General features: G+C 60.8%; 24 protein-coding genes and 1 pseudogene. 15 read left to right on the top strand and 10 right to left on the bottom strand.

Annotated elements, in window-relative coordinates; genetic code table 11:
• Window positions 1–30: 30 nt before the first annotated feature.
• Complete coding sequence (locus tag AXG89_RS35300; protein ID WP_062001429.1) at window positions 31–813, bottom strand: IclR family transcriptional regulator; 783 nt, start codon at window positions 811–813, stop codon at window positions 31–33.
• 226 nt (window positions 814–1,039) lie between these two features.
• Here AXG89_RS35300 and AXG89_RS35295 point away from each other — a divergent pair, with 226 nt between their 5' ends.
• Both AXG89_RS35295 and AXG89_RS35290 read left to right on the top strand, forming a co-directional pair.
• A complete protein-coding gene (locus tag AXG89_RS35295) occupies window positions 1,040–2,407 on the top strand; it encodes an MFS transporter (protein ID WP_086381644.1) in 1,368 nt (455 codons plus the stop codon).
• 16 nt (window positions 2,408–2,423) lie between these two features.
• Complete coding sequence (locus AXG89_RS35290; RefSeq protein ID WP_062002300.1) at window positions 2,424–2,867, top strand: type II 3-dehydroquinate dehydratase; 444 nt, start codon at window positions 2,424–2,426, stop codon at window positions 2,865–2,867.
• Between the two features lie 43 nt (window positions 2,868–2,910).
• On the opposite strand, the gene AXG89_RS35285 is transcribed toward AXG89_RS35290, so the two are convergent.
• From AXG89_RS35285 to AXG89_RS35270, 3 genes are all read right to left on the bottom strand, one after another.
• Window positions 2,911–3,480, bottom strand: coding sequence for a cysteine hydrolase family protein (locus tag AXG89_RS35285; protein WP_075358177.1), 570 nt, complete (start codon window positions 3,478–3,480; stop codon window positions 2,911–2,913).
• Window positions 3,481–3,849: 369 nt separating this feature from the next.
• Window positions 3,850–4,482, bottom strand: coding sequence for a LysE family translocator (locus AXG89_RS35275; RefSeq protein ID WP_075358087.1), 633 nt, complete (start codon window positions 4,480–4,482; stop codon window positions 3,850–3,852).
• A 163-nt stretch (window positions 4,483–4,645) separates the two neighbouring features.
• The gene (locus tag AXG89_RS35270; RefSeq protein WP_143325541.1) at window positions 4,646–5,005 is read right to left on the bottom strand and encodes a hypothetical protein; all 360 of its coding nucleotides are present in this window, start codon (window positions 5,003–5,005) and stop codon (window positions 4,646–4,648) included.
• Between AXG89_RS35270 and lpxA the strand changes: the two genes are divergently transcribed.
• The 4 genes from lpxA to AXG89_RS35250 all read left to right on the top strand — a co-directional run bounded on the left by lpxA (window position 4,983) and on the right by AXG89_RS35250 (window position 7,865).
• On the top strand, window positions 4,983–5,771 hold the full coding sequence (gene lpxA / locus AXG89_RS35265; protein WP_062001432.1) for an acyl-ACP--UDP-N-acetylglucosamine O-acyltransferase: 789 nt from the start codon (window positions 4,983–4,985) through the stop codon (window positions 5,769–5,771). The genes AXG89_RS35270 and lpxA overlap by 23 nt on opposite strands.
• Window positions 5,772–5,925: 154 nt before the next feature.
• Complete coding sequence (locus AXG89_RS35260; RefSeq protein ID WP_075358085.1) at window positions 5,926–6,399, top strand: VOC family protein; 474 nt, start codon at window positions 5,926–5,928, stop codon at window positions 6,397–6,399.
• Window positions 6,400–6,514: 115 nt separating this feature from the next.
• The gene (locus tag AXG89_RS35255; protein ID WP_075358084.1) at window positions 6,515–6,925 is read left to right on the top strand and encodes a RidA family protein; all 411 of its coding nucleotides are present in this window, start codon (window positions 6,515–6,517) and stop codon (window positions 6,923–6,925) included.
• Window positions 6,926–6,962: 37 nt separating this feature from the next.
• The gene (locus AXG89_RS35250; RefSeq protein WP_075358083.1) at window positions 6,963–7,865 is read left to right on the top strand and encodes a LysR family transcriptional regulator; all 903 of its coding nucleotides are present in this window, start codon (window positions 6,963–6,965) and stop codon (window positions 7,863–7,865) included.
• Between the two features lie 24 nt (window positions 7,866–7,889).
• On the opposite strand, the gene AXG89_RS35245 is transcribed toward AXG89_RS35250, so the two are convergent.
• Window positions 7,890–8,588, bottom strand: a complete 699-nt coding sequence (locus AXG89_RS35245) for a peroxiredoxin-like family protein (protein WP_062001435.1) — start codon at window positions 8,586–8,588, stop codon at window positions 7,890–7,892.
• Window positions 8,589–8,848: 260 nt separating this feature from the next.
• Between AXG89_RS35245 and AXG89_RS35240 the strand changes: the two genes are divergently transcribed.
• Together AXG89_RS35240 and AXG89_RS35235 are read left to right on the top strand one after the other, a co-directional pair.
• The gene (locus AXG89_RS35240; RefSeq protein WP_062002303.1) at window positions 8,849–9,598 is read left to right on the top strand and encodes an SDR family NAD(P)-dependent oxidoreductase; all 750 of its coding nucleotides are present in this window, start codon (window positions 8,849–8,851) and stop codon (window positions 9,596–9,598) included.
• Window positions 9,599–9,644: 46 nt separating this feature from the next.
• Window positions 9,645–9,953, top strand: a complete 309-nt coding sequence (locus AXG89_RS35235) for an ArsR/SmtB family transcription factor (RefSeq protein ID WP_062001436.1) — start codon at window positions 9,645–9,647, stop codon at window positions 9,951–9,953.
• A 20-nt stretch (window positions 9,954–9,973) separates the two neighbouring features.
• Here AXG89_RS35235 and AXG89_RS35230 read toward each other — a convergent pair.
• Both AXG89_RS35230 and AXG89_RS35225 read right to left on the bottom strand, forming a co-directional pair.
• A pseudogene (locus tag AXG89_RS35230) lies at window positions 9,974–10,276 on the bottom strand (RidA family protein); the annotation flags it as partial.
• Window positions 10,277–10,285: 9 nt separating this feature from the next.
• A complete protein-coding gene (locus tag AXG89_RS35225; protein ID WP_075358082.1) occupies window positions 10,286–11,587 on the bottom strand; it encodes an aspartate aminotransferase family protein in 1,302 nt (433 codons plus the stop codon).
• Between the two features lie 118 nt (window positions 11,588–11,705).
• Here AXG89_RS35225 and AXG89_RS35220 point away from each other — a divergent pair, with 118 nt between their 5' ends.
• Window positions 11,706–12,590: a LysR family transcriptional regulator gene (locus AXG89_RS35220; protein ID WP_062001438.1), complete on the top strand. Its 885-nt coding sequence runs from the start codon at window positions 11,706–11,708 to the stop codon at window positions 12,588–12,590.
• Between the two features lie 18 nt (window positions 12,591–12,608).
• Here the strand turns inward: AXG89_RS35220 and AXG89_RS35215 are convergent, their stop codons facing one another.
• Complete coding sequence (locus tag AXG89_RS35215; RefSeq protein ID WP_075358176.1) at window positions 12,609–13,376, bottom strand: SDR family NAD(P)-dependent oxidoreductase; 768 nt, start codon at window positions 13,374–13,376, stop codon at window positions 12,609–12,611.
• Window positions 13,377–13,542: 166 nt separating this feature from the next.
• On the opposite strand from AXG89_RS35215, the gene AXG89_RS35210 reads away from it, so the two are divergent.
• Together AXG89_RS35210 and AXG89_RS35205 are read left to right on the top strand one after the other, a co-directional pair.
• On the top strand, window positions 13,543–14,457 hold the full coding sequence (locus tag AXG89_RS35210) for an AraC family transcriptional regulator (protein ID WP_075358081.1): 915 nt from the start codon (window positions 13,543–13,545) through the stop codon (window positions 14,455–14,457).
• A gap of 108 nt (window positions 14,458–14,565) precedes the next feature.
• Window positions 14,566–16,239 carry a purple acid phosphatase family protein gene (locus tag AXG89_RS35205; RefSeq protein ID WP_075358080.1) on the top strand — a complete coding sequence of 558 codons (1,674 nt, stop codon included), beginning with the start codon at window positions 14,566–14,568 and terminating at the stop codon, window positions 16,237–16,239.
• 29 nt (window positions 16,240–16,268) lie between these two features.
• On the opposite strand, the gene AXG89_RS35200 is transcribed toward AXG89_RS35205, so the two are convergent.
• Window positions 16,269–17,429 (bottom strand): GDSL-type esterase/lipase family protein, encoded by a 1,161-nt coding sequence (locus AXG89_RS35200; RefSeq protein ID WP_075358079.1) that lies wholly within the window; start codon window positions 17,427–17,429, stop codon window positions 16,269–16,271.
• Window positions 17,430–17,638: 209 nt separating this feature from the next.
• On the opposite strand from AXG89_RS35200, the gene AXG89_RS35195 reads away from it, so the two are divergent.
• Genes AXG89_RS35195 through AXG89_RS35180 form a run of 4 tightly spaced genes read left to right on the top strand, consistent with a single transcriptional unit; the run spans window position 17,639 to window position 21,616 of the window.
• The gene (locus AXG89_RS35195; protein WP_236873662.1) at window positions 17,639–18,754 is read left to right on the top strand and encodes an ABC transporter substrate-binding protein; all 1,116 of its coding nucleotides are present in this window, start codon (window positions 17,639–17,641) and stop codon (window positions 18,752–18,754) included.
• Window positions 18,751–20,058, top strand: coding sequence for an acyl-CoA thioester hydrolase/BAAT C-terminal domain-containing protein (locus AXG89_RS35190; protein ID WP_075358077.1), 1,308 nt, complete (start codon window positions 18,751–18,753; stop codon window positions 20,056–20,058). The genes AXG89_RS35195 and AXG89_RS35190 overlap by 4 nt, the downstream gene beginning before the upstream one ends.
• Window positions 20,055–20,813, top strand: a complete 759-nt coding sequence (locus tag AXG89_RS35185) for an ABC transporter ATP-binding protein (RefSeq protein WP_062001445.1) — start codon at window positions 20,055–20,057, stop codon at window positions 20,811–20,813. Before AXG89_RS35190 ends, AXG89_RS35185 begins: the two co-directional genes overlap by 4 nt.
• Window positions 20,810–21,616: an ABC transporter permease gene (locus AXG89_RS35180; RefSeq protein WP_075358076.1), complete on the top strand. Its 807-nt coding sequence runs from the start codon at window positions 20,810–20,812 to the stop codon at window positions 21,614–21,616. Before AXG89_RS35185 ends, AXG89_RS35180 begins: the two co-directional genes overlap by 4 nt.
• A 72-nt stretch (window positions 21,617–21,688) precedes the next feature.
• Here AXG89_RS35180 and AXG89_RS35175 read toward each other — a convergent pair whose 3' ends face one another.
• On the bottom strand, window positions 21,689–22,612 hold the full coding sequence (locus AXG89_RS35175; protein WP_075358175.1) for an NmrA family NAD(P)-binding protein: 924 nt from the start codon (window positions 22,610–22,612) through the stop codon (window positions 21,689–21,691).
• Window positions 22,613–22,688 lie beyond the last annotated feature (76 nt).

Below are 22,688 nucleotides of genomic sequence, written 5' to 3'. Positions count from 1 at the left end.
TGGTTTCAGATTCTTCGTTCGTACGAGACACTAACGCATCCGGCCAAATAGCGGAGACGCCAGGCTTGCAGCCGCGAGTTCGGTTGCAGCCGATACAAGTGCAGGGCCAAGTGTTGTCATACGCTTTTCCGTCAGCCGGACAGCGGGACCTGCAATGCTGATCACCCCAATCGCGGGATAACCCCGTCGTTGAACCGGAGCGGCCATCGCCGTCATCCCCGGCGCGAACACTTCGTAAATCGTAGCGTAGCCACGGGCGCGGGCCGCATCGACGAACGCCAGGAGCGCCTTCACGGTAGTCGGCGCTCTCGGCCCGTATTGCTTTGGTTGCCCGAACCCCTGGCGCGTCACCAGTTCGAGCGCACGCTCATCGGTCATTGTCATCATCCAGGCGTGCCCCGTCGCGCTGCACGAAAGAACGGTGTCCATGCCCATGTCCGGGTCATACCGCAGCCCCTTTAGCGCACCCTGCGCCTTGGCGACCCACGTCAGCCTGTCTCCGTCGACGATAGCGAGCCGTACAAGCTCGCCGGATGTTTCCGCGAGCCGGTCGAGCAGCGTTTGCGCAATGTCGATGATGCCGGAGGTCGCCAGATAACTGAGGCCCAGTCCTGCGAGCTTCGTGGTCAGCACATAGTCGCCATGCTCGCGTAACTGACGGACATAGCCGCATTGCTTGAGATCGACGAGCAGGCGATGGCACGCGCTGCGAGGAATCTCGAGTTGGTCCGAGATCAACGCAAGCGGCGTCCCTTCCATTTGAGTCGCGAGAAATTCCAGCACCGACAGAGTTCTTTCGGTCACGCCCGGCATGAAGACTCCCTTCCACTCGACAGAGTACCCATGATTGCACGATACGGAATGACATTCCACCCTGGAATACCGTCCCGGCCACGCTGGTAGTCTGTGCCGTATGCAGCCCGGCCGGATGCTTTTCCACAGCGGTATCACGGGACGCATGACAAAAAACACGGACCACGCGCGACTAAAAACCAGGTTCGCGACGCGGCGCCAACACCGGTTTGGAAACGGAGACAACATGAATCAGCAATCGCACTTACCCGCGCAACAGGCGATGCGCACGCGCGCAGTGACCGCCGCCGCTGTCGGGACGGCACTCGAATGGTTTGACTTCACGTTATACGGCGCACTGGCCGCTACCGTCTTGCCCAAGCTGTTTTTCCCTTCGATGGATTCGACGTCCGCATTGCTGGCTTCGCTTGCAACGTTCGGCGTCGGACTCGCGGCGCGACCGCTGGGCGCCATCATTTGCGGTTATCTCGGCGACAAGATGGGACGACGCAACCTGATGCTCGGTACTGTCACCATCATGGGTGTGTGCTCGATGCTGATGGGCCTGCTGCCGACCTACGCAAGCATCGGTGTATGGGCGCCGTTACTGCTCGTAGTGCTGCGCATCCTGCAGGGTTTTGCGCTGGGCGGTGAATCGACGGGCGCGCAGTTGATGGCGATCGAACACGCAAGTTCCGATCGGCGCGGCAAATACTCCGGCCTTCTCGGGTTGTGCTCGCCGCTCAGCCAGATCATGGCCAACGGCGTCCTGCTCGCGCTTTCATCGGTGATGTCGGCGCAAGCGTTCGATGCATACGGCTGGCGCATCCCGTTCCTCCTGAGCTTCATTCTCGTGATCGTCGGAATCTACATCCGGCTGCGAGTCAGCGAGACGCCCGCGTTCGTCGCGCTTCGAAAAACCGAAGTCGTGCGCGTGGGCAGTCCGCTGCGCGATGCACTGCGCCTTCACTGGCGCACAGTGCTTCGGTGGATGCTGTTCTTTTGCGGCCCCGCTGCGATCTTTTATCTGATCGTCGTGTTCTCGCTGAGTTACGTCACGAAAACGCTGGGCGTGCCGAAGCAGACTGGCTTTCTGCTCTTGATGGGGGCCAACGTGTGTGCGATCGTCGGCGCGCTGGCCGGCGGCATGCTGAGCGACCGGATCGGCCGCAAGAAAGCGCTGGCGATAGGTTCGATCGCCACCTTGCTGATGTTGTTCGTGTACTTCCAGATCCTGGATACCAAGAGTTTCGTGCCCATGCTTGCGGCAATGGGCTTCTTTCTCGGCTTCACTCAGTTTCAAAGCGGCATCCAGCCGGTTGCATTCGCCGAAGCGTTCCCGACCAATGTGCGCTACTCAGGCTCGGCGCTGGCGTACACCGGCGCCAACCTGATTGCAGGCGGTCCCATGCCCGTTGTTGCGGTGTGGCTCTTCGCCCTTTGTAACGGCTCGCCGTGGGGTGTCGTCGCCGTGTGCGTCACATTCAACGTCATTTCCCTGGCCGCGATTCTGACCGCGCCCGAAACGCTGGGTATCGACTTGAACCGGGTCGACTCTGCAAGGGAAGTAATCGGATCATCGGTGCATGCATCTACGCAATCTCCCTCTCACTGAAATGCAGGCAACGCAAATGAAGCCACTTGTTTATGTGCTGAACGGATCCAACCTGAACATGCTGGGCAAGCGCGAGCCGCACCTGTACGGCACGACGACTCTTGCCCAGGTAAAAGAACGTACTGAAGCGCTCGCGAGCGAACTCGGCCTCGAATGCGAGTTTCGCCAGACGAATCACGAAGGCGTGATGGTCGACTGGCTGCAGGAAGCCTTTGAAAAGGATGCGGCCGTTGTCATCAACCCGGCGGGGTTCTCGTTTGCGTCGATACCGGTGCTCGACGCAGTCAAGCTGATTCGCCAGCCGGTGATCGAGGTGCATATCACCAACATCCATCAGCGCGACGAGCAGTATCGGCATTCACTGATTTCACTGGCGGCGCGCGGTGTGATCTGCGGGCTGGGTGTCGATGGATACCTGCTTGCTGTTCGTGCGGTTGCGGGAGCGATCCAGCGGGCATGAGTAGGGTGACGCGCATGGAAACGCGGTCTGGAACGCAAACGGCTTATGTTTGCGAAACGCTGCGCGTGAAATCGATGTCTTTCGTCTCGATGACTGCACCCGATCGGCCAGGCGCCTTCTGGTTGCTCCAGTACAGATTGGTGTGCCGGATCACGGCCGCCGGCGGAGGTGCGCCTCTTTGCGTCATGTCTTCGGTCGTATGGGCATCGCCAACGAGCGTCGCGTCATAGCCGCGCACGAGTGCCCCATGCAGCGTCGAGCGAATGCACATATCGGTCTGTGCGCCCGCAACGATGAGCTTGCCAACGCCAAGCGCCGCCAGCACCTGTTCCAGATCGGTGCCTTCAAATGCGTCGCGATAACTTTTTTCGATGATCGCTTCACCTCGCGCCGGAACAAGTTCAGAAACGATCTGCCACGCTTCGCTGCCCGCGTGCAGCTCCTGATCCGCATGGCGAACCCAGACAACCGGGGCCCGGGCGCTGCGCGCCTTTTCAATAAGTATCCGGACTGAGTCGAGCACTTGATGCCGTCGGTATGCGTTTGCAACGACTTCATTCTGAAGATCGATGACGACAAGCGCGGTGTTGGGGCGATTGGCTAACGTAGTCATGGACAGATGCATTTAAGAGGAAGAATGTATCTTAGCGGGATATGCTGACCGTGACGCAAGTGACCATTTCAAGACATTGGAAAGCAATCGCAATGAACCAGCCTATGACTACTGAGTTAAACATGATGGGGACGTGATGGTTGGACGGCGCAAGAGAGCGAAGTGATGGCCGATCACCGGTGGTCGGGCCGGGAAGAACTGGCCAGCACGACTGAGACTGTCTATCCGGAAGGGCTGGTCGACATGCTCGATGAAGCAGGCGTTTTCGGGCCATAAGTAATTGGCTTCGAAGCAAACCAAGGGGCGGCTTTGGATCGTCTTCTGCCCGACGCGGCTCGACCAATGGCGGCCCAATCCGCCCGTTTAGCATCAAACGCGCTTGGCCGCCAGCAGCTTGATACCGAGGGCGAAAAACACCAGTCCGCTGCTGCGTTTTACTGCGTCCAGCCAGCGACTCGTCCCAAGTCCGTCGTGAAAGCGACGGACGCTCACCGAGTAGATCGTGTGGACAAGCACCACGATTGCAGCGACGGTCAAATACATGACGATGAACTGCCCGGGCAACGGACGATCATGGGTGACGAACTGTGGCATGAAAGCCGACAGGAAAATAAGCGTTTTGGGATTGCTGCCTGAAACCAGAACCGCTTCCCGGAATAACTTCCCTTTGTTCAACACGTGTGCAAACTGAGCGTTGGCAGCAGGCGTCGCCTTAGGCGCCTGGCTTCTTAACTGCTTCACGCCGAGGTACATGAGATAGAGAGCACCGATCACTTTCATGCCGACGAATAGCGGGGGCATCGCAATCAGCACGGCGCCCACGCCCAGCGCAACAAGGATGACCACCACCAGTTGAGCCAGCAGGTTCCCGGCGATCGTGGAAGCGGTTCCCCGGCTACCGTACCTGACCGCGTTACGGATCACGAGTAGAACGTTGGGACCGGGTGAAATCGTGGTGACGAGATACGCCGTCGCGAACAGAAACCAGGTATGAAGGGACATTCGTGATTTGTTGAGTGGTTGGATGGTTCCGAAGGCAGCTTGATTCTGCCACGATTGCCGGGCGAAGCGGGTTCGAAGTCTCTGCCTGGACAGATGCGGAGACAGGGGATGGAACGATTGCTGTCGGAAACGGCGGCCGGTCGCAGTGAGTTGCGACAGACGTTCAGTTCACGACCGCGACCATGCCCGGATTGACAGTTTGCGCTGTTGCACGGCAGGAAAATCCTGGCGAGCCGATGGGTGATTGGCGCTTCTGCATGTCTTGCTTCAAAAAACGCCCGCTTGGCCTTTCTTTTTTCCCAAGACGAAAAACCTCTACCATGAGCGTCTGGTCCAGCACTGTGCCGGTGCTCTTTCTGCGGCGCCGGAGGCCCTTAACGACAGCGAAACGAAAGGGCATCGGCAGCGTGTGCAAAGGGTCAATATAATCGCCTTGTACCCAGCCGTCATCGAGCTTCTTGCCACGACACCGAGGGCGGCGTTTTTGCGAGGCAACATTGATGATCGATGCAACGGCTGTCATCCATCCGACTGCGGTTATTGAAGACGGCGCTGTAATAGGCGCCGGCGTGCGTATTGGTCCCTACTGCATCATTGGCAGCGATGCCGCGATCGGCGCGGGAACGATCCTCAAGTCCCATGTGGTTGTAAGTGGACATACGCGGATGGGTCGAGACAACACCATCTACCCCTTCGCTACGATCGGCGAGGACAATCAGGATTTGAAATACGCCGGGGAACCGACGCAAGTAGAAATAGGCGACCGTAACAAGATCCGCGAGAGCGTCACGATACATCGAGGCACGGTCCAGGGCGGCGGCATCACCAGGATCGGCAGCGACAACCTGCTGATGGTCAATGCGCACGTGGCGCACGATTGCATTGTCGGCAATCATTGCATTCTGGCAAATAACGCAACGCTGGGCGGACACGTGATTGTGGATGACTACGTGATCATCGGCGGGATGTGCGCGGTCCACCAATTTTGTGTCATCGGAGCGCACGTCATGGTGGGCGGCTGTTCCGGCGTGGCTCAAGACGTGCCGCCGTTCATCATTGCCCAGGGCAATCACGCTTCACCGAACGGGGTGAACACTACGGGCCTGCAGCGCCGCGGCTTCAGCAAGGAAGCGATCCACGCCATCCGGAACGCCTACAAGGTGCTCTACCGAAGCGGCAAGACGCTCGAGGAAGCGAAGCCGGAGATCGCCGAGATTGCAAGCGTCCACGCCGAAGTCAAACCGTTCCATGAATTTCTCGTCCGGTCCACTCGCGGCTTGATTCGATAAGTCGTCCGGATTCGGAAGCATCGCGCGGCTGCGAATGTTCGCTAGCGAAAAAAAATTCAGCCGGCGCATGTCGATCTCGATGGCCTTCCTTCGTCGTCTCAATGGCGGTATGCGGCTTAACCACGCATTCAGTCAACACTGACAGGAGATTGCAATGTCGATTCAAAAAATCACGCCGTTTCTTTGGTACTCGAACGAAGCAGAGGAAGCCGCCGCATTCTATGCAGGTATTTTCCCGGACTCGCACGTCGTCCGGAAAACCGCGGTGACAAGCGCCGGTTCAACGAAGGTCGTCGAGTTCGTCCTCTTCGGGCAGCCGTTTATCGCCATGAGTTCGGGCGGAGGCGACCCGTTCAATCACTCGGTATCGTTCATGGTTAATTGTGATGATCAGGAAGAACTCGACCGTTACTGGAACGCGCTGCTCGAAGGCGGCGGCGCGCCCGAGGCGTGCGGATGGCTGAAAGACCGCTTTGGCGTCTCGTGGCAAATCATTCCTGGCGATCTCATCGAAATGATGGCCGACTCCGATCACTTAAAGGCCACGCGTGTTGCCGAAGCCATGATGAAAATGGTGAAGTTCGATGTCGCGGCGCTTAGGGCCGCGTATTCGGGAACGGCGGGATAACACATCTTCGCGCTCAGTGTCTCCGCTCGGTATTGTCCGTAAGCGGTCATAATTCAGTCCGTAGTGAAGGACCCCTTGAACCCGTGACTGCTTCAACCCGTAACGGAAACATCACATGACAGACCGCGAAGTGATCGTCCCTTCGGCGATGCAAAATATCGTCGCCCGTGCAGGATATGCGCCGGCCGTAAAGGTCGGCGCCATCGTTTTCTGCGCTGGCCAAGTTGGGCGCACGGCTGACCTGGAAGTGATCGCCGATCCCGAGGCGCAGTTCCTGGCATGCTGGATAAATCTGCGCACGGTGTTGCAAGCGGCCGGTTGCACGTTCGAAGACGTTGTCGATATGACGACGTACCACGTGCAGATGAGCACACATATGCCGGTATTCCGGGAGGTGAAGAATCGCGTCTTTCCACGCGGCACATGCGCGTGGACCTCGATCGGCGTATCCGAGCTCGCGCATCCGGGCTTGCTGGTCGAGATCAAATGCGTGGCGGTGAAGCGGGACTCGACTGCGGCATGCTGATGCCTGGCCGACGTGACATGACAGAAGGGAGCGCACGGTGGACCGAATGACTGGAATGGAGACGTTCGTATCCGTGGTCGAATCCGGATCGTTTTCGGCAGCCGCGAGGCTTCTCGATGTCGGGCAGCCGGCGGTATCGAAGGCGGTCGCTCAGCTTGAGGATCGCCTGGGTGTTCGCCTGTTGCTCCGGTCCACCCGCGGCCTCACGCCAACGGAGGCGGGTCAGGCCTACTACGAGCACGCAAGACGCGCGATCCTGCAGGCCGATGAAGCCGATTTCGCGGCCAAGGGCGCCGCCAGCAGGTTGGCCGGCCGCCTCAGGGTATCAGCGGCCGTGACCTTTGCGCGGCTTCACATCGTTCCCAGGCTGCCGGTTTTTCTGGAGGCCAATCCGGAGCTGAGCATCGACATCATTCTGGACGATGAAAACGTCGACCTGCTCGAACGTGGCGTCGATGTCGCCTTGCGAATGGGCGCGCTGAACGATTCGACCATGACCGCGCGCAAGCTTGGCACGAGCCCGCGCAAGGTAGTCGGAACGCCTGCGTACTTCGAGAAAGCGGGCACACCGCTGACGCCGGCGGATCTGTCCATGCATCAGGCCGTCATCTACGAGCAGGGCGGCGGTGGATCAGCGTGGTCGTTCGCACGCGGCGCGGCCGAGACGTCTGTTGTGGTTTCGGGACGCGTCCGGGTCACGGCCGCGGAGGGCGTCCGGGCGGCGGTGCTCGCCGGCATGGGCCTGGCGGTCGTCTCCGAGTGGATGCTGGCGCCCGAACTTGCAAGTGGGGAAGTCGTATCCGTGCTCGACGACTGGGGCCTTCCCGGCGTCGATCTCTGGGCGCTTTTCCCGACTGGACGCATGGCGAGCGCGAAAGCGAGGGCGTTTGTGGCGTTCGTTGAAGAAACCCTGGCCGGTGTGGACTCGCACGTCGGATGACGTATTGCGATGGCCAGGGCGACGTCACATCCTGGTGCGCTGGTCGGACTCGCCCGCCGTGACTCCATGCTGGCGAAGCACGGGAAGCATGTCGTCAGGTTCCGGCCGATACGTGTAGTCCGGGTTCACCTCCGAATACAGGATCGTGCCGTCCTGTCCAATCACATATCGCGCCGGCATCGGTAAAGTCCAGCTAGCGTCGCTATTGAAAGCTGGCAGGTCGTTCTTCAAAGATTGATAGAGATCGACCAGATAGTCCGGAAGTGCGAAACGGATTCCGAATGCCGCGGCCACATCGTTATGTGTATCGATCAGAATCGGGAAGCTCAGATTGTTTGTTCGAATCGACTTGCGGCTATTCACTGCATTCTGCGGCGAAATGGCGACCAGACTGGCGCCGTGTTCCTTGAAAGCGGCAAGCGACGTTTCGAGCGCCTGAAGTTCGAGGTTGCAATAAGGGCACCACACGCCGCGATAAAAGCTGACCACGAGCGGCCCTTTCGCAAGCAACGCGGCCGATGAAACCCGTTCGCCGTCCGAATCGTTCAGTGTGAATTCCGGTGCAATATCGCCGGCTTTCAATGCGTGGCGTGCCTGACCCGATGCGATGAGTTCCGCAGTCGCCCGCTCCATTACCGGATGAATTTCCGGCGGTGCGAAGTATGGTGCTTTTCCGCCCTTGAAGTCCGCCTTCAAGGCGTCGAGTTTTTCTTGAAGTGCCATGTGTACCCCTTGCTGTGCGAGTGGATGATCCGCGTCCGACGGATCAGATCATCTTCCGCGGCCCTACGATCCGGAAGGCATGTCGTACGCATAACATTCATTCCCAGAGGGCATGGAGCGCGGTGAGTTGCATTTATTCCCGCGCGGAATTCGCGTTATTCGAAAGCGCCCGTAGCCGTTCCCAGATGAACTCGATAACTTTGCCACGGGGTCGGGCAAGACCGCCCGACACGCATACAACGTTCTAAATGGGAATCATCATGTCCAGGTTACAAGGCAAAGTCGCGGTCATCACGGGTGGCAGCAGCGGTATCGGTTTCGCGACAGCAAAGCGGTTTGCTGAAGAGGGCGCGCACGTCTTTATCACCGGGCGGCGGCAGGCGGAACTCGATAAAGCTGTCGAAGCAATCGGCCGGAATGTCACAGCGGTTCAGGGTGACGTCACCCATCCGGACGATCTCGATCGGCTGTACGCCAAGGTCAGGGAAACCAGGGGTGTGATCGACGTGTTGTTCGCGAATTCGGGGTTTATCGAGTTGCAGGGCATTGATCAGATCAGCCCGGAGCATTTCGATAAAATCTTCGGTATCAACACAAAGGGCCTGCTGTTCACGGTGCAAAAGGCGTTGCCCTTGATGCGCCAAGGCGGGTCGATCATCCTCGTGTCGTCCATTGCCAATGTGAAGGCTTTCCAGTCTTACGGCGCATACAGCGCGTCCAAGGCGGCGGTCCGTTCGTTTGCACGGACCTGGACGCTCGAACTCAAGGATCGCGGCATTCGCGTGAATACGCTGAGTCCGGGACCAGTGGATACGCCGATCATCGACTCACAGTTCGAGACGAAGGAAGAATCGGACAAGCTGCGCGAGTCCTTCGCGCAAGTCATTCCTCTTGGCCGCATGGGACGCCCGGAGGAGCTTGCGGCTGCCGCGTTGTTCCTGGCATCGGACGAAAGCAGCTTTGTCGCGGGGATCGATCTTCCCGTCGATGGCGGCATGGCACAGGTTTGAGCAGCGAACCCACAGGCTGGCCGGTCGATCACGACGAACGATAAAAATGGACGCAGATGCCAGGATGCTTGCGCTAAGCGCCATATCGCACGAGTCGCGACTGGCCATTTTCAGGGTGCTCGCCGGCACGGGGCCGCGCGGATTGTCTGCCGGCGAGATCTCCGGAAAGCTGGGAATCGTTCCGTCCAGCCTGTCTTTCCATTTGAAGGACATGCGCCGCGCGAAGCTTGTGATCGCGCGCCGCGAGCGGACGTTCATTTACTACTCGGCAAGCGTGGACGTCATTCAGGAAGTCATCGATTTCCTGAGTGAAACCTGTCTCGCCGGTTCGGGAGGCAGTTCTCCCGGCACGTAGGAGGGCCGTACTCCGGTCAATCAGGCCTCAGCATTCTCCGGCAACTTCGCGATCACGTTGATCTCGAACTGAAAGCCATAGAGCCAGGTCACGCCGACCGCAGTCAGTGTCGGATGCGGCGCGTCGCCCCAGTACTCGGATACGACCTTCCAGATTGTCTCGAACTTCGATTCCGGGTCGACCATGAAGACCGTGACGTCGACCGCGTCGTCGAATGTGCATCCGGCCGCCGCCAGAATCGCGTTGAGATTGTCGAACGCGAGCCGGACCTGCGTCTCGAGATCCGGCTCGGGCGAACTGTCTTCACGGCTGCCGACTTGCCCCATTCGTGACTACAGCGAACGCTCGATCGCTTTGCCGAGCAGGTCCAGGCCAAGATCGATTTCATCTTCGTGAACGGTCAGCGGCGGCGCGATCCGGAATACGCCGCCCATGCCGGGCAACTGCACGATGTTCATGCTGAGCCCGAGATTCATGCACTCGCGCGTGATCTTGGCGCCGAGCCCATCGGCGGGTTCTTTCGTGCGGCGATCCTTGACGATCTCCATGCCGAGAAGCAGGCCACGCCCGCGAATATCGCCGATGCAATCGAAACGTTCCATCAGACCCGAAAGGCCCCGTCTAAGCCGATCGCCCATCACGTTCGCACGCGCAACCAGCCCCTCGCGCTCGACTACGTCCAGCACACGCAAGCCGATGGCCGCGGGAAGCGGATCGGACACGTGGGTCGTATAGAACAGGTAACCGAGCTCGTGCGCGCGCTCCTCGATCGCGGCGGACGTCACGACGGCTGCGAGCGGCAAACCGGCGCCCAGAGTCTTCGATAACGTCAGGATGTCGGGCGTGACGCCATCGCGCTCGCAGGCGAACATGGTGCCCGTTCGGCCGATGCCGGTCTGCGCTTCATCGAGGATCAGCAGCATGCCGCGCTCCTCGCATTTGCGTTTCAGCGCTGCCATATAGCCAACCGGCAATTCGATGATCCCGCCGGAACTGAGAATCGGCTCAGCGATGAACGCCGCGAGATTCCCGCTGGACTGCCGGTCGATCAGATCGAAAGCATAGTCCAGCTCCGCCAGGTAATCGTATTCGCCATTGCGCTCGAAACGCGGCCGGTACAGGAACGGCGCGGGAATTGCGTACGAGCCGACGGCCGCCGGGCCGACGCCCTTGCGACCGGCGCTGTAGGTCGCGGAAGCCGCGTTGCCCGTCATGCCGTGCCAGGACTGCGCAAACCCTACGATTTCGTACTTGCCCGTGACCAGCTTCGCCATGCGGATGGCGGCTTCGTTCGATTCCGCGCCCGTGCTCAGCAACAGTGCGCGGTCGAGTCCTTCGGGCGTGATGTCGGCGAGGCGGGTCGCGAGATCGACCACTGGCCGGGACAGCATGCCGCTGAAGAGGTGGTCGAGCTTGCCGGCGTATTCGTTGATGACCGACATGATCTCAGGATGGCTGTGCCCGAGCACCGCGCTCATTTGCCCCGATGTGAAGTCCAGGATCGCGCGGCCGTCTGCGTCGTAGACGAAGCTGCCTTTGGCACGCTCGATGATCAACGGCTCGAAGGTGCCGCCGTAGCGGATGAGGTGATGTCTGGCGTTATGCCAGAAGGTTGCATCGTCGTTTCGGGACACCTTGCTGCTCCTTGGCGAATGGCAGGAATAAAGCGTGGACAAGCGGGAATAGGCGGAATAGGCGGGAATAGCTTGCAGTCTAGTTCGCTCTCTGGTTTCATAGAATCGAATAGTTCTAATGGAAGATAGAAGCGAGTCTTATACCTTGAGCCTTTCACTCGAAATCGACCTGCTGCGTTCGTTCACCGTCGTGGCCGAAGTCCGGACGCTCAGCCACGCGGCCAGCCGGATTGGCCGGACCCAGTCCGCGCTGAGCCAGCAGATGAAGCGTCTTGAAGAGATCGTCGATCAGCCGCTGTTTCAGCGCACAGGTCGCGGCGTGGTATTGACCAACCCCGGCGAACGCCTGCTGATCCACGCCCAACGCATTTTGCGCATGCACGACGAAGCAATGGCCGATCTGTCCGGCAAAGGCTTGTCGGGAACGATTCGCTTTGGATGTCCGGACGACTACGCCACGGTTTTCCTGCCGCATTTGCTGCGGCAGTTTTCGAGCCGGCACCCGGATGCGCTGGTGGAGGTCGTATGCGCGCCCACGCCTCGATTGCTCGAACAACTGGACATGCATGCGCTGGACCTGGCGATGATTTCGCTACCGGAGAGTGCCCCGAACGACGACATCATCCGCCGTGAGCCGCTGGTCTGGGTGGGTTATCCGGGACTGGACGCCGCGCACTTCGACCCGTTGCCGCTGGCGCTTTCCGATCCGGACACGCTCGATCACGTCGCGGCCTGCGAAGCGTTGCAGCGCGCGGGCAGGGCGTATCGCATCGCTTATGCGAGCAGCAGTCTTGCCGGTCTTACGGCCCTGGTCCGCTCGGGGCAGGCCGTGGCCGTCATCACGCAGACGGCCGTCGCGCCGGATCTCTGCATTCTCAATGGCGATCCCGGACTTCCCGCGTTGCCCGGCATCGGCATTACGCTGAAGTTCGAGCGGGCACGCCCGTCGCATCTGATCAAGGTGTTCGCCGAGCATATCCGGCTCACGCTGCCCTTGATATGAAACACCGGGCGCAGCGGATCAGATGATCATGCCGCCCGATACCTCGATGCGCTGCGCGTTGACCCAGCGGTTATCGTCGGAGAGAAGCGCCGCGATCATCGGGCCGATATCGTCGGGATGACCCACGCGGCCAAGCGATGTCATGCCGGCAATCAGCTTGTTCAGGTCCGGATTGTCGCGGACCATGCCGCCGCTGAAATCCGTCGCGATCGCGCCGGGCGCCACCGTGTTGACGGTAATGCGGCGCTCGCCGAGTTCTTTCGCGAGATAACGCGTGAGCACCTCGACCGCGCCCTTCATGCACGCATACGCACTGCTTCCGGGAAACGAAAACCGCGCGAGACCCGAAGAGATATTCACGATGCGGCCGCCATCGTTGATGAGCGGCAGCAGCTTTTGCGTGAGGAAAAACACGCCCTTGAAATGGACCGCGTAGACGGCGTCCAGTTCGGCTTCGGTGGTCTCGTGAAACGCTTTGTGCAACGACGTGCCCGCGTTGTTGACAAGAAAATCGAAACGCTCTGCGCCCAGCTTTGAGAGCGCGTCACGAACGTTTTGCGTGAAGGTATCGAAGGAGGCGGTGTTGCTGGTATCGAGTTGAATGGCGATCGCGTTGCGTCCTGCTTCGCGCACTGCTGCAACGACCTGATCGGCTTCGGCGCGATTCGAGTGATACGTGAAGATCGAATCGATACCGCGCTTCGCCAGGTTCAGTACCGTGTTGCGGCCGAGGCCGCGGCTGCCGCCCGTGACGATTGCGATCTTCGGGGTGTTTTGATCAGGCATTGATGGACTCCGTTGTGTTTCACTGGGTTCGTGTCCGACCAACGATACGCGCGCCAGGCGAAGATCAGAATGCCCGAACTTGGACACTTCTTGCCTGATCCTGTCGCGCGTTTTTTTCTCGAAACGCCTATATGATCGTGGTTTCAGCGCCCACGGAATTTCGCTCATGTCCAACGATGCCCTGCTTGAAGCCGTCACCCGTTACACCGACGCCCAGCCCGGTGACGGCCCCTACCTGACGCCCGTGAAGGGCGTGATGATCCTGCGCTCGAATCGCGAAAAGCAGCCGTCGCACCTCATTTTCAAGCCGGCGTTGTGCATCATTGTGCAGGGCGCGAAATGGACGATCTTCGGCAATCAGCGGTTTCACTATCGCGCGGGTCAGGCGCTGGTCGTCAGCGTCGAGATGCCAGCGGTCGGGCGCGTGGTCGAAGCGAGCAGAACGGAGCCGTTTCTTGGCATCGTGGTCGAATTCGACCTGGCCGTGATGCGCGATGTGTTCGAAGGGCTGGCCACGACCGAAGGCGCGATCCATCCGGAGGCCGGTGCGAACGGCGAATCGGCGCACGGCGTCTTTGTCACCGACTTCGACGGGCCGCTCGCTGATTGCGCATTGCGTCTGATGCGCCTGATCGGCACGCCGCAAGCCATCCCGATGCTTTATCCATCGATCATGCGTGAAATCTGTTACTGGCTGCTCACGGGCCCGCGTGCCGCCGATGTCGCGGCGATCGTGCTAGGCAACAGTCATGCGCACCGGGTGGTGAGCGTGATCCACTCGTTGCGTAACCGTTTTGCTGAAGCGGTGCGCATCGAGGAGCTCGCGCTGCAGGCGCAGATGAGTCCGTCGTCGTTTCATCGGCAATTCAAGACGCTGACATCGATGACGCCCCTGCAGTACCAGAAGCAGTTGCGCCTGCTCGAAGCGCGGCGGCTTATGCTGACGGACGCGGCCAATGCAGAGACGGCTGCGTTCCAGGTCGGCTACGAAAGCGCATCGCAATTCAGCCGCGAATATGCGCGCATGTTTGGCGCACCGCCGCGGCGTGACGTGGTCACGCTGAGGGCGGCGGCGGGTTGATCGGCTTCGCCATCCCGGAAAGTATGGCGAATGTCATAACGGGGTAATACCGCTCGCAATAATGGATTCAGTTGTCGGCCCATAAAATCCCCGGAGCGAGACCCTGACATGCCGAACAAGACCAGAACCGATCCCGTTGCCACCGTATCGAGACGCAACTTCCTCAAGCTTGCCGGCGCGTCGTCGCTGGCGAGCGCCGCGACCACCATGACCGGCGCAGCGCGTGCCGCCGATACCGCGCCCGATGGCACACCCGAGCAGATTCATTTGACCTGGGGCGACGATCCATCGAAGGAAGTGGTCGTGAGCTGGGCATCGCTCGCGCCGGCCGCCAATCCGCGCGTTCGCGTGAGCACGGCGGGCAATGGTCACGCGAGGGTCGTGCACGGCGTGCAGCGCACTTATACCGACGGCTTGAACGGCGAGATTGTCTGCACCTACCACGCGGTAATTCACGGCCTGGAGCCGCATACCGAATACCAGTACGAAGTCACCGCCGATAACGACAGCAACACCGGGCAGCCGTTCAGCGCCTCGTTCCGGACCGCGCCGCGCGGCCGTGCGCCGTTTCGCTTCACGAGCTACGGCGACCTCGCGACGCCCAATACCGGCTGGGTGCTGTCATCGCCGCAAAGCCGTTTTGCCGTGCAAGCCGTCGAGCGCTTCCAGCCGTTGTTTCATCTGCTCAACGGCGATCTTTGCTACGCCAACCTCAACCCGGCGCATCAACCGGAAGTGTGGCGAGATTTCGGCAACAACGCGCAGACGTCGGCGGCCAATCGGCCGTGGATGCCATGTCCGGGCAACCATGAGGTCGAGTTCCACAACGGCGAGCAGGGCTTCGATTCGTATCTCACGCGCTACACACTGCCCGACAACGGCACGCGTTTTCGCGGCCGCTGGTACAGCTTTCGTGTGAGTTCGATCCTGTTTGTATCGCTGGATGCAGACGATGTCGTCTATCAGGACGCCGCGGCTTTCGTGGCCGGGCCCAATCCGCTGGTGCCGGCCGCGAGCACCGGCAATCCGTCAGTCGAACCCGGCACCTCGTTCTACATACGCGGCTACAGCAAGGGTGAGCAGACGCGCTGGCTCGAAAAGACCTTGCGCCATGCGGCCGATGACGACGACATCGACTGGATCATCGTGCAGATGCATCAGGATGCGCTGAGTTCATCGAAGACGGGCAACGGGTCGGACAAAGGCATCCGGGAAGCATGGCTGCCGCTCTTCGATCAATACGGCGTCGACCTCGTGCTGTGCGGCCACGATCACGACTACGAGCGCAGCCATCCGGTGCGCGGTTGCAATCACCATGCAGGATTCGATGCGGTCACCGGCGAGCGCGTCGATACGCTGCAGCCGAAACCCGTCGCGACGGCTCGCCGCGCGAACGAACCTATCGATACATCGCACGGTACTGTTCACCTGATTCTCGGTGGCGGCGGCACGAGCGCGCCGCTCGATGTCTACGGGCTCGATGCGGGCACGGGCAACCCGCAGGCGCAAATCTTCACCAAGCCGAATCGCCCCATACCCGGCACGTCGGCCAATACGTTCTTGCGCCGCCCGGCCGATGCACTGGAAGACGCAATCTGGTCGGCTCAGCGCGATACGGGAACGGGCTACGGCATCGCGGTATTCGATCACGATCCCGGCACACGGCATGGCAATACGACGATCACGATGAACTACTATCACGCGCCCGGCGCCGACCAGACGCCGACCGCGGACTATGAGCTCTTCGAGACCATCGTGTTGTCGAAGAAACGGCGTAGTTAAACCGCAAGCGCGGAGGCGTGTGGCGTCGTTTACTCGATGCCAAACAAACCATCACGCCCGAAGGCGAGCTCTGCAAACCGTTCGCCCATGCGCCGATGCGTGCGGCCATCCGGATGCAGTTGATCCGGCAGCGGCAGCTCGGCGAAATCGGCTTGACCGTAGAGCGCGAGTCCGTCGAGATAATGAAGATGGGGGTCCGTGGCGGCGCGTTGCTCTGCGATGCGCCGCAGTTCATCGCGGATGACGGTCAGCGTCAGTTTCCCGGACGTGCGCTCGTCAGGGTCGCCCGTCGCGCGAAACGAAACCTTGCCGCCTGCAAGCGCGGTGAGATCGAACGCGCCAGGGCCGGGCGTGTCCTCGTGTATCGGGCAGTGGATCGGCGAGATGATCAGCAGCGGCGTGGCCGGATGACCATCGCGGATCGTATCGATAAAGCCGTGCACCGCCGGCGTGAACGCGCGCAGGCGCATCAGGTCGGTGTTGACCAGGTTGATGCCGATTTTTAGGCTGATCAGATCGGCGGGTGTGTCGCGCATCGCTCGCGCGGTGAACGGGTCGAGTAATGCGCTGCCGCTGAAGCCAAGATTGATCAGCTCCACGCCGCCGAGGGAGGCGGCGAGCGCAGGCCATGTCGAGGTGGGGCTGTCGCCGTTCGAACCATGGCTGATCGAGCTTCCATGATGCAGCCAGACCTTTCGTCCAGTATCGGCGGCATGGTCGATTTTCGCGTCGGTACGCAGCGCGATCAGCTCAGTGATTTCGTTGTACGGCAGCCAGATTGCGATTGTCTTGTCGTGAGCAGGGAGGTCGTTGAACCGGAGAGTGGCGACCGGACCCGATTGCTTCGATGCCGTGCCAGTCGCCATGTCGATCGTCACGATGTCGCCTCCGGATGCGCTGCTTTGGCGCAGGAGCTTGCCATCGACAAGCAGGTCGTACATGCCCGCCGGCCGTGGCGGGGCGCCGGCGTACAAATAACGGGTAGGCAGGACATCGAGTTCGATATTCGTCGCGTGCGTGCGGAATATCAGCCGTACGCCCGAGGGCTGCGCCTCGGCCATCGCCAGTTGAGGATCGGCGCATTGAACACGCGCACGCTCAGGCAGGCGATGCGGCATCACGCCCCGTCCGGTGTGTTCGTATTCGAGAGCGCCGCGTAACAGCGCCGGGGTGATGGGCGTGGTGACCATGTTGTTCAAATGGCAAAAAGAGCCGCCATCTTAGCAAGCTGGGGTGTCATCGCGCCTTCCCTTCAGGCGCTCTGCTTGCGCGACATCCCGCCTGCGTTCCATTGAGCCGCTCACGCTAGCAACTTGCAGCAAATCTATTGCGTCTTTTGTTCGTTATATATTCCTTAAGGAACGCCTACGATAGTCCGTTGGTTTTGCAAGGAGAGCACGTGAGCAGCTCACAACAACACGTTACGAAAAACATCCGGGCTATCTTGCTCAAGCGCATTGTCACTTCCATGCTGCTTGCGGGCGCCTTCTTTGGCGCATTGAACGCCCACGCGCTCGATGCCGTCACCGTCGGTCTCGCGATCCCGCCAGCCGTACACGACGGCGCACCATATGCCGCAGCCGACAAGCTCGGGCTCTTCAAGGAAGAAGGGCTCGATGTCAAACTCATCATTTTCCAGGGTGCGGGCGCGCTGATTCCGCAAGTGGCGAGCAAGCGCATCACATTCGGTTATCCGACGGCGGAGCCAGTTCTATCGAGTTATTTGAACGGCGGCACGCCTGTGCCCGTGCGCTATTTCTATAACGGCGTGCCGGCCAACACGATGGAGTTCGCGGTGCTAGCATCGTCGCCGGTGAAGACCCTTGGTGATCTGAAGGACAAGAAGATCGGCGTCGGCGCGCTGAGCTGGGGCACGATTCCAGGCAGCCGCGCGGCGTTGCGCGAAGCGGGACTCAAGCCTGGAACGAACGTCGAGTATGTGGCGGTGGGCGCGCTCGGCGCGGGCTTTCATGCGCTGAAAACAGGCGCCGTCGATGCCCTCAATTTCAACAGCAGTTGGGACGACATGCTCGAACTTTCGGGCACGCCAATCCGCCGCATCCGCTACCCGTCCGTGTTCGATGAAACCGCGGGCAACGGTTTTATCGCGCATCGGGATACCTTTACCGAACATCCGGATCTCATCGTGCGATTCGGGCGTGCCTATACGAAGGCGCAGATCGTGTGCCAGGCGAACCCGGCGTTTTGCGTCAATGCGTTCTGGGCCGAGCATCCGGAATCGAAACCGCAAGGCGATGAAACGAAGAACCTGCGCGAAGCGGTCGAACTGGTCAAGCGCAGGCTCGACCGTGTCCTGCTGACATCCGACGGCAAGCCGCGGCAAGCGGGCGCGTACAACCTGCCAGCCGTGCGTGCGAATCTGGCGGAGATGCAGAAAGTCGGGGAATTTCCAAAGGGCGATGTTCCCATCGATCAAATCTTCTCGAACCAGTTCGTGCCCGAGTTCAGCCGCTTCGATGAAGCCGCGCTTCGCGAACGCGCGAGGCAACAATGAGCGCGCGTATTGATGTAACGCCGCAGACGGCGTTGATCGATGTCGCGAGAGACATTGTGTTGTCGGGCTTCACGCCGAACGCGGAGGTCGATGCTATCGCGCGGCAAATACAGCACGACGGCAGCGAATGGGAGAGCATCAACCGCTTTATCGCCGATGAAACCGGATGCATCGATCTGCGCACCGCGGTGCCGGTCTCGGGGGATTACGCCGGGAGTGGCGCGCAGGCAATGGGTATCGTGTGGTCGATGCGTTGCGTGAAGGAAGTACCCGGCGTTGATAGTATCGAGCCGCTGCAGGTCGAGATCGAAGCCCGCGATACGCGTGGCGCTACGGCGCATGCCTCGTTCACCCAACAATTCCTCGCCGATGGCGTGACCCGCCGGGAGGTTCGCGAGCAGGGCATCGTGGGTACGTTGTTTATTCCGGGAACGCCTGGCCCGCATCCGGCCGTGATCGTGCTGAACGGTTCGGGTGGCGGCATCAATGAGCCGCGAGCGGCGCTGTACGCGGCGCATGGCATCGCGGCCTTCGCGCTCGGCTACTTCAAGGCGCCGGGTTTACCGCCGGCCATTTCACGCACGCCGCTCGAATATTTTGCGCGTGCGCTCGGCTGGCTGCGGCAGGCCGTGCAGCCCAGGAACGGCTTCGTGGCGATTGCCGGGCAGTCGCGCGGCGGCGAGCTCGCGTTGTTGCTTGGCGCGACATATCCGGACCTTGTCTCGGCGGTGATTGGCTATGTGCCGAGCGCGGTGTTGCACGGCACGTTGCGTGCGGGCGCCGTGGGCGAAGCGCCTGATTCGGTTGCATGGACGCTCGGCGGCAAAGCGCTGCCGCACGTCTGGGACGACAACCGCTACGCCGACTGGAGTGCGTTCAGGCATCCGCCCGCGCCCGGCGAACCGATCCGTCAGGCGCCCGCGTTCGTATCGGCTCTTGAGGACGCGGATGCGGTCGCGCGATCGCGTATCGAAGTCGAGCGCATTGCCGGGCCGATCCTTCTCATCTCGGGTGCGGATGACGGCTTCTGGCCATCGAGCCGATACGCCGACATGATCGTCGATGATCTAAAGCAGCGCGGTTTCGCGCATTCTGTCGAGCATCTGCGGTATGAGGGCGCCGGTCATTCGATCCTGTTTCCGCACGTGCCGGCTACGCTCGTCGCGCGGCCGCATCCGGTCGCCGGCGTACGCATCACCGCGGGTGGATCGGCCTCGGCCAATGCTCACGCAAACGAAGCTTCATGGCCGCGAGTGTTGCTGTTTATCGAAGCCGCGAGCTGTTTGACGAGCCATCCGGAATGAGCGCGACCGCCGCGTTCACCGCAGAACGGATCTCGGTTCGATATCAGACACGCAGCGGCGTAATCGATGCATTGCGCGACATCGATTTGCGCATTGAAGAAGGCGAGTTCGTGGCGCTGCTCGGGCCATCCGGCTGCGGGAAGTCCACGTTGCTCAAGGTCGCTGCGGGCTTGATCTCGCCGACGGAAGGCCGCGCGAGCATCGGTGGAAAACAGCTCGACCGGCCCGGGCGCGATGTGGGCGTCGCGTTCCAGAAGCCGAACCTGCTGCCGTGGAAAACAGTCCTCAGTAACGTCATGCTGCCCGCGCAGACGCTGCGTTTGCCGAAAGCGCCCGCATTGACCCGCGCGCGGGATCTGCTCGAACTCGTCGGGCTTGCCGCGTTCGCGGACAACTATCCATCGGAGTTGTCGGGCGGGATGCAGCAGCGCGTCGGCCTCGCGCGAATGCTGTTGCACGATCCCGAACTGCTGCTGATGGACGAGCCGTTCGCCGCACTCGATGCAATGACACGCGAATCGCTCACGCTTGAATTGCAGCGCATCTGGCTTGCGCAACGCAAGTCGGTGCTGTTCATCACGCATAGCATTCCAGAAGCGGTTTTCCTGGCCGACCGCGTGGTCGTGATGTCTGCGCGGCCGGGCCGCATCATCGATGACTTTGCAGTTCCGCTCGATCGCCCGCGCACCGCCGACACAATGGCGAGCGCCGCGTTCGTGGATGCCTGCCGTTACCTGAGGGGACATTTCCAATGACCACCCGACGCGCAAACTGGACGGTACCGGCCTTTGTTTATCCGCTGGTGAGCCTGATCGTGGTGATCGCCGCGTGGCAGGCGGCGGTCAGGCTCCTGGCCATTCCCGACTACGTGCTGCCCGCGCCGATGCAGGTCTTCAATGCGCTCGCCGGCGGTTTCGCCGATGGCACGTTGTGGCCGCACATCGGCGCGACCTTGTTCGAAACACTGGCGGGTTATGCGATTGGCTCGGTGCTCGCGGTGCTGCTCGGCGCGATGCTCGCCGAGTCGCGTTTGTTCGAGCGTTTCGTGTTTCCGCTTCTGGCCGGCCTGCAGGCGATGCCCAAGGTCGCACTCGGCCCGATCATCCTGGTCTGGTGCGGATACGGGAGTGCATCGAAGATCGTGCTGGTGGTGCTGGTGTGCTTTTTCCCGTTGTTCATCAACACGGTCAACGGGTTGCGGCGCGCGGATCCGGATCTGCTCGATGCCTGCCGCGCGTTTTCTGCATCACGCGCGTATCTGTTCCTGCACGTGAAGTTGCCTTCGGCGGCATCGGAGATATTCAGCGGCTTGCAGATCGGGATTTCGCTTGCGTTGATTGGCGCGGTCGTCGGCGAGTTTCTTTCGTCGCAACGCGGGCTGGGTTATCTGATCAGCTCGGCGTCGGTGAACATGAGCGTGGCGACGATGTTCGCGGGCGTCGTGTTGCTTGCCATGATCGGTGTGTGCGGCGCACAGATCGTGCGCGTGGTGCAGCGGCGCGTGGTGTTCTGGGAGCAGCAGGTCACGCGAACGGTCGCCGATGTGGGCGGGAGTTGAATCCTTGAAGGCAGCCGGCGATGTCGGCCAAGCCGGGCGGCGACTTGCCCGGCTCGAAACTGACATGACGCTTCAGCGCCCGGACAAACCCTTCAGCCCATCGCTCTCGGCCAGCAAATCCCGCAGTGTCGTCCATCGCATTGATGCATAACGCACATTGTCCAGATGGAGCATCTTCGCTCGCCCGCTGAACATGTTGTGCATGTACTGCATCTGCTGGAAAACCGGGAAGACCTCGTTCTCGCTTTCCGGATCGGCGGCACGTGCGTCGCGGATCCTCCGTGCCAGTTCGTCCGCCGTTCCAAGCCGGAACAGGCTGAATTCAACACCCGATATCTCCGTGGCAAATGCCGCCATGTCGCGGGCGCTGACTACGTCTCCAGCGATCCTCAATGCACGCGGCGCCGACGGATCCAGCGCGGCCAGCGCGGTGTAATGAGCGACATTGTCCATCGTGGTGAAGTCCATCGCCTGGTCCGGTGATTCCCAGTATTGAACTCGCCGGTTGGCGATATCGAAGAAAGGTCCGTGTCCTGACAGCAGCATGTCGGCAAAGCCGCCATTGAAGATCGATGTTCCGGCTATCGGTGCTTTGTCGAGCCGCTGGTTGAATTCGCGCCGCAGATCGAAGTTGCGGTTTTCCCCGTCGTCAAGACGCGTGAAGTCGCACGCAAAGTCAGACGCAATAAAACGCGGCACCTTGGCTGCGACCGCTGCATCCAGCAGTTTCGATTGCATATCGACGATAACGTCGCGCAAGCCGGACAGCGTCGACACCACGCCCTCCGATCCCTCCAGCGACGCAGCAAGTACTGCGGCGTTGTTCATGTCGACCGGGACGATTTGCGCGCCGAGCCGTTCGAGTTCGGTGCGCGCTTCGGCTTTCGTCGATTCCCGAACAAGCGTCCGCACGGTTGCTCCCTGACCTGCAAGCGCGCGCACCAGACGCGTGCCGATGTTCCCGGTCGCCCCCGCTACCGTAATGATCTTGCCCATGATGTTTTGCCTGTTGTCCGTGAATGAACATTCACGATACGCGTTGCACAAACGCTTCCATAGCGGCATGATCGGA

The organism is Burkholderia sp. PAMC 26561 (assembly GCF_001557535.2).
Taxonomy (GTDB): domain Bacteria; phylum Pseudomonadota; class Gammaproteobacteria; order Burkholderiales; family Burkholderiaceae; genus Caballeronia.
This window is presented reverse-complemented; position numbering and strand designations above follow the sequence as displayed.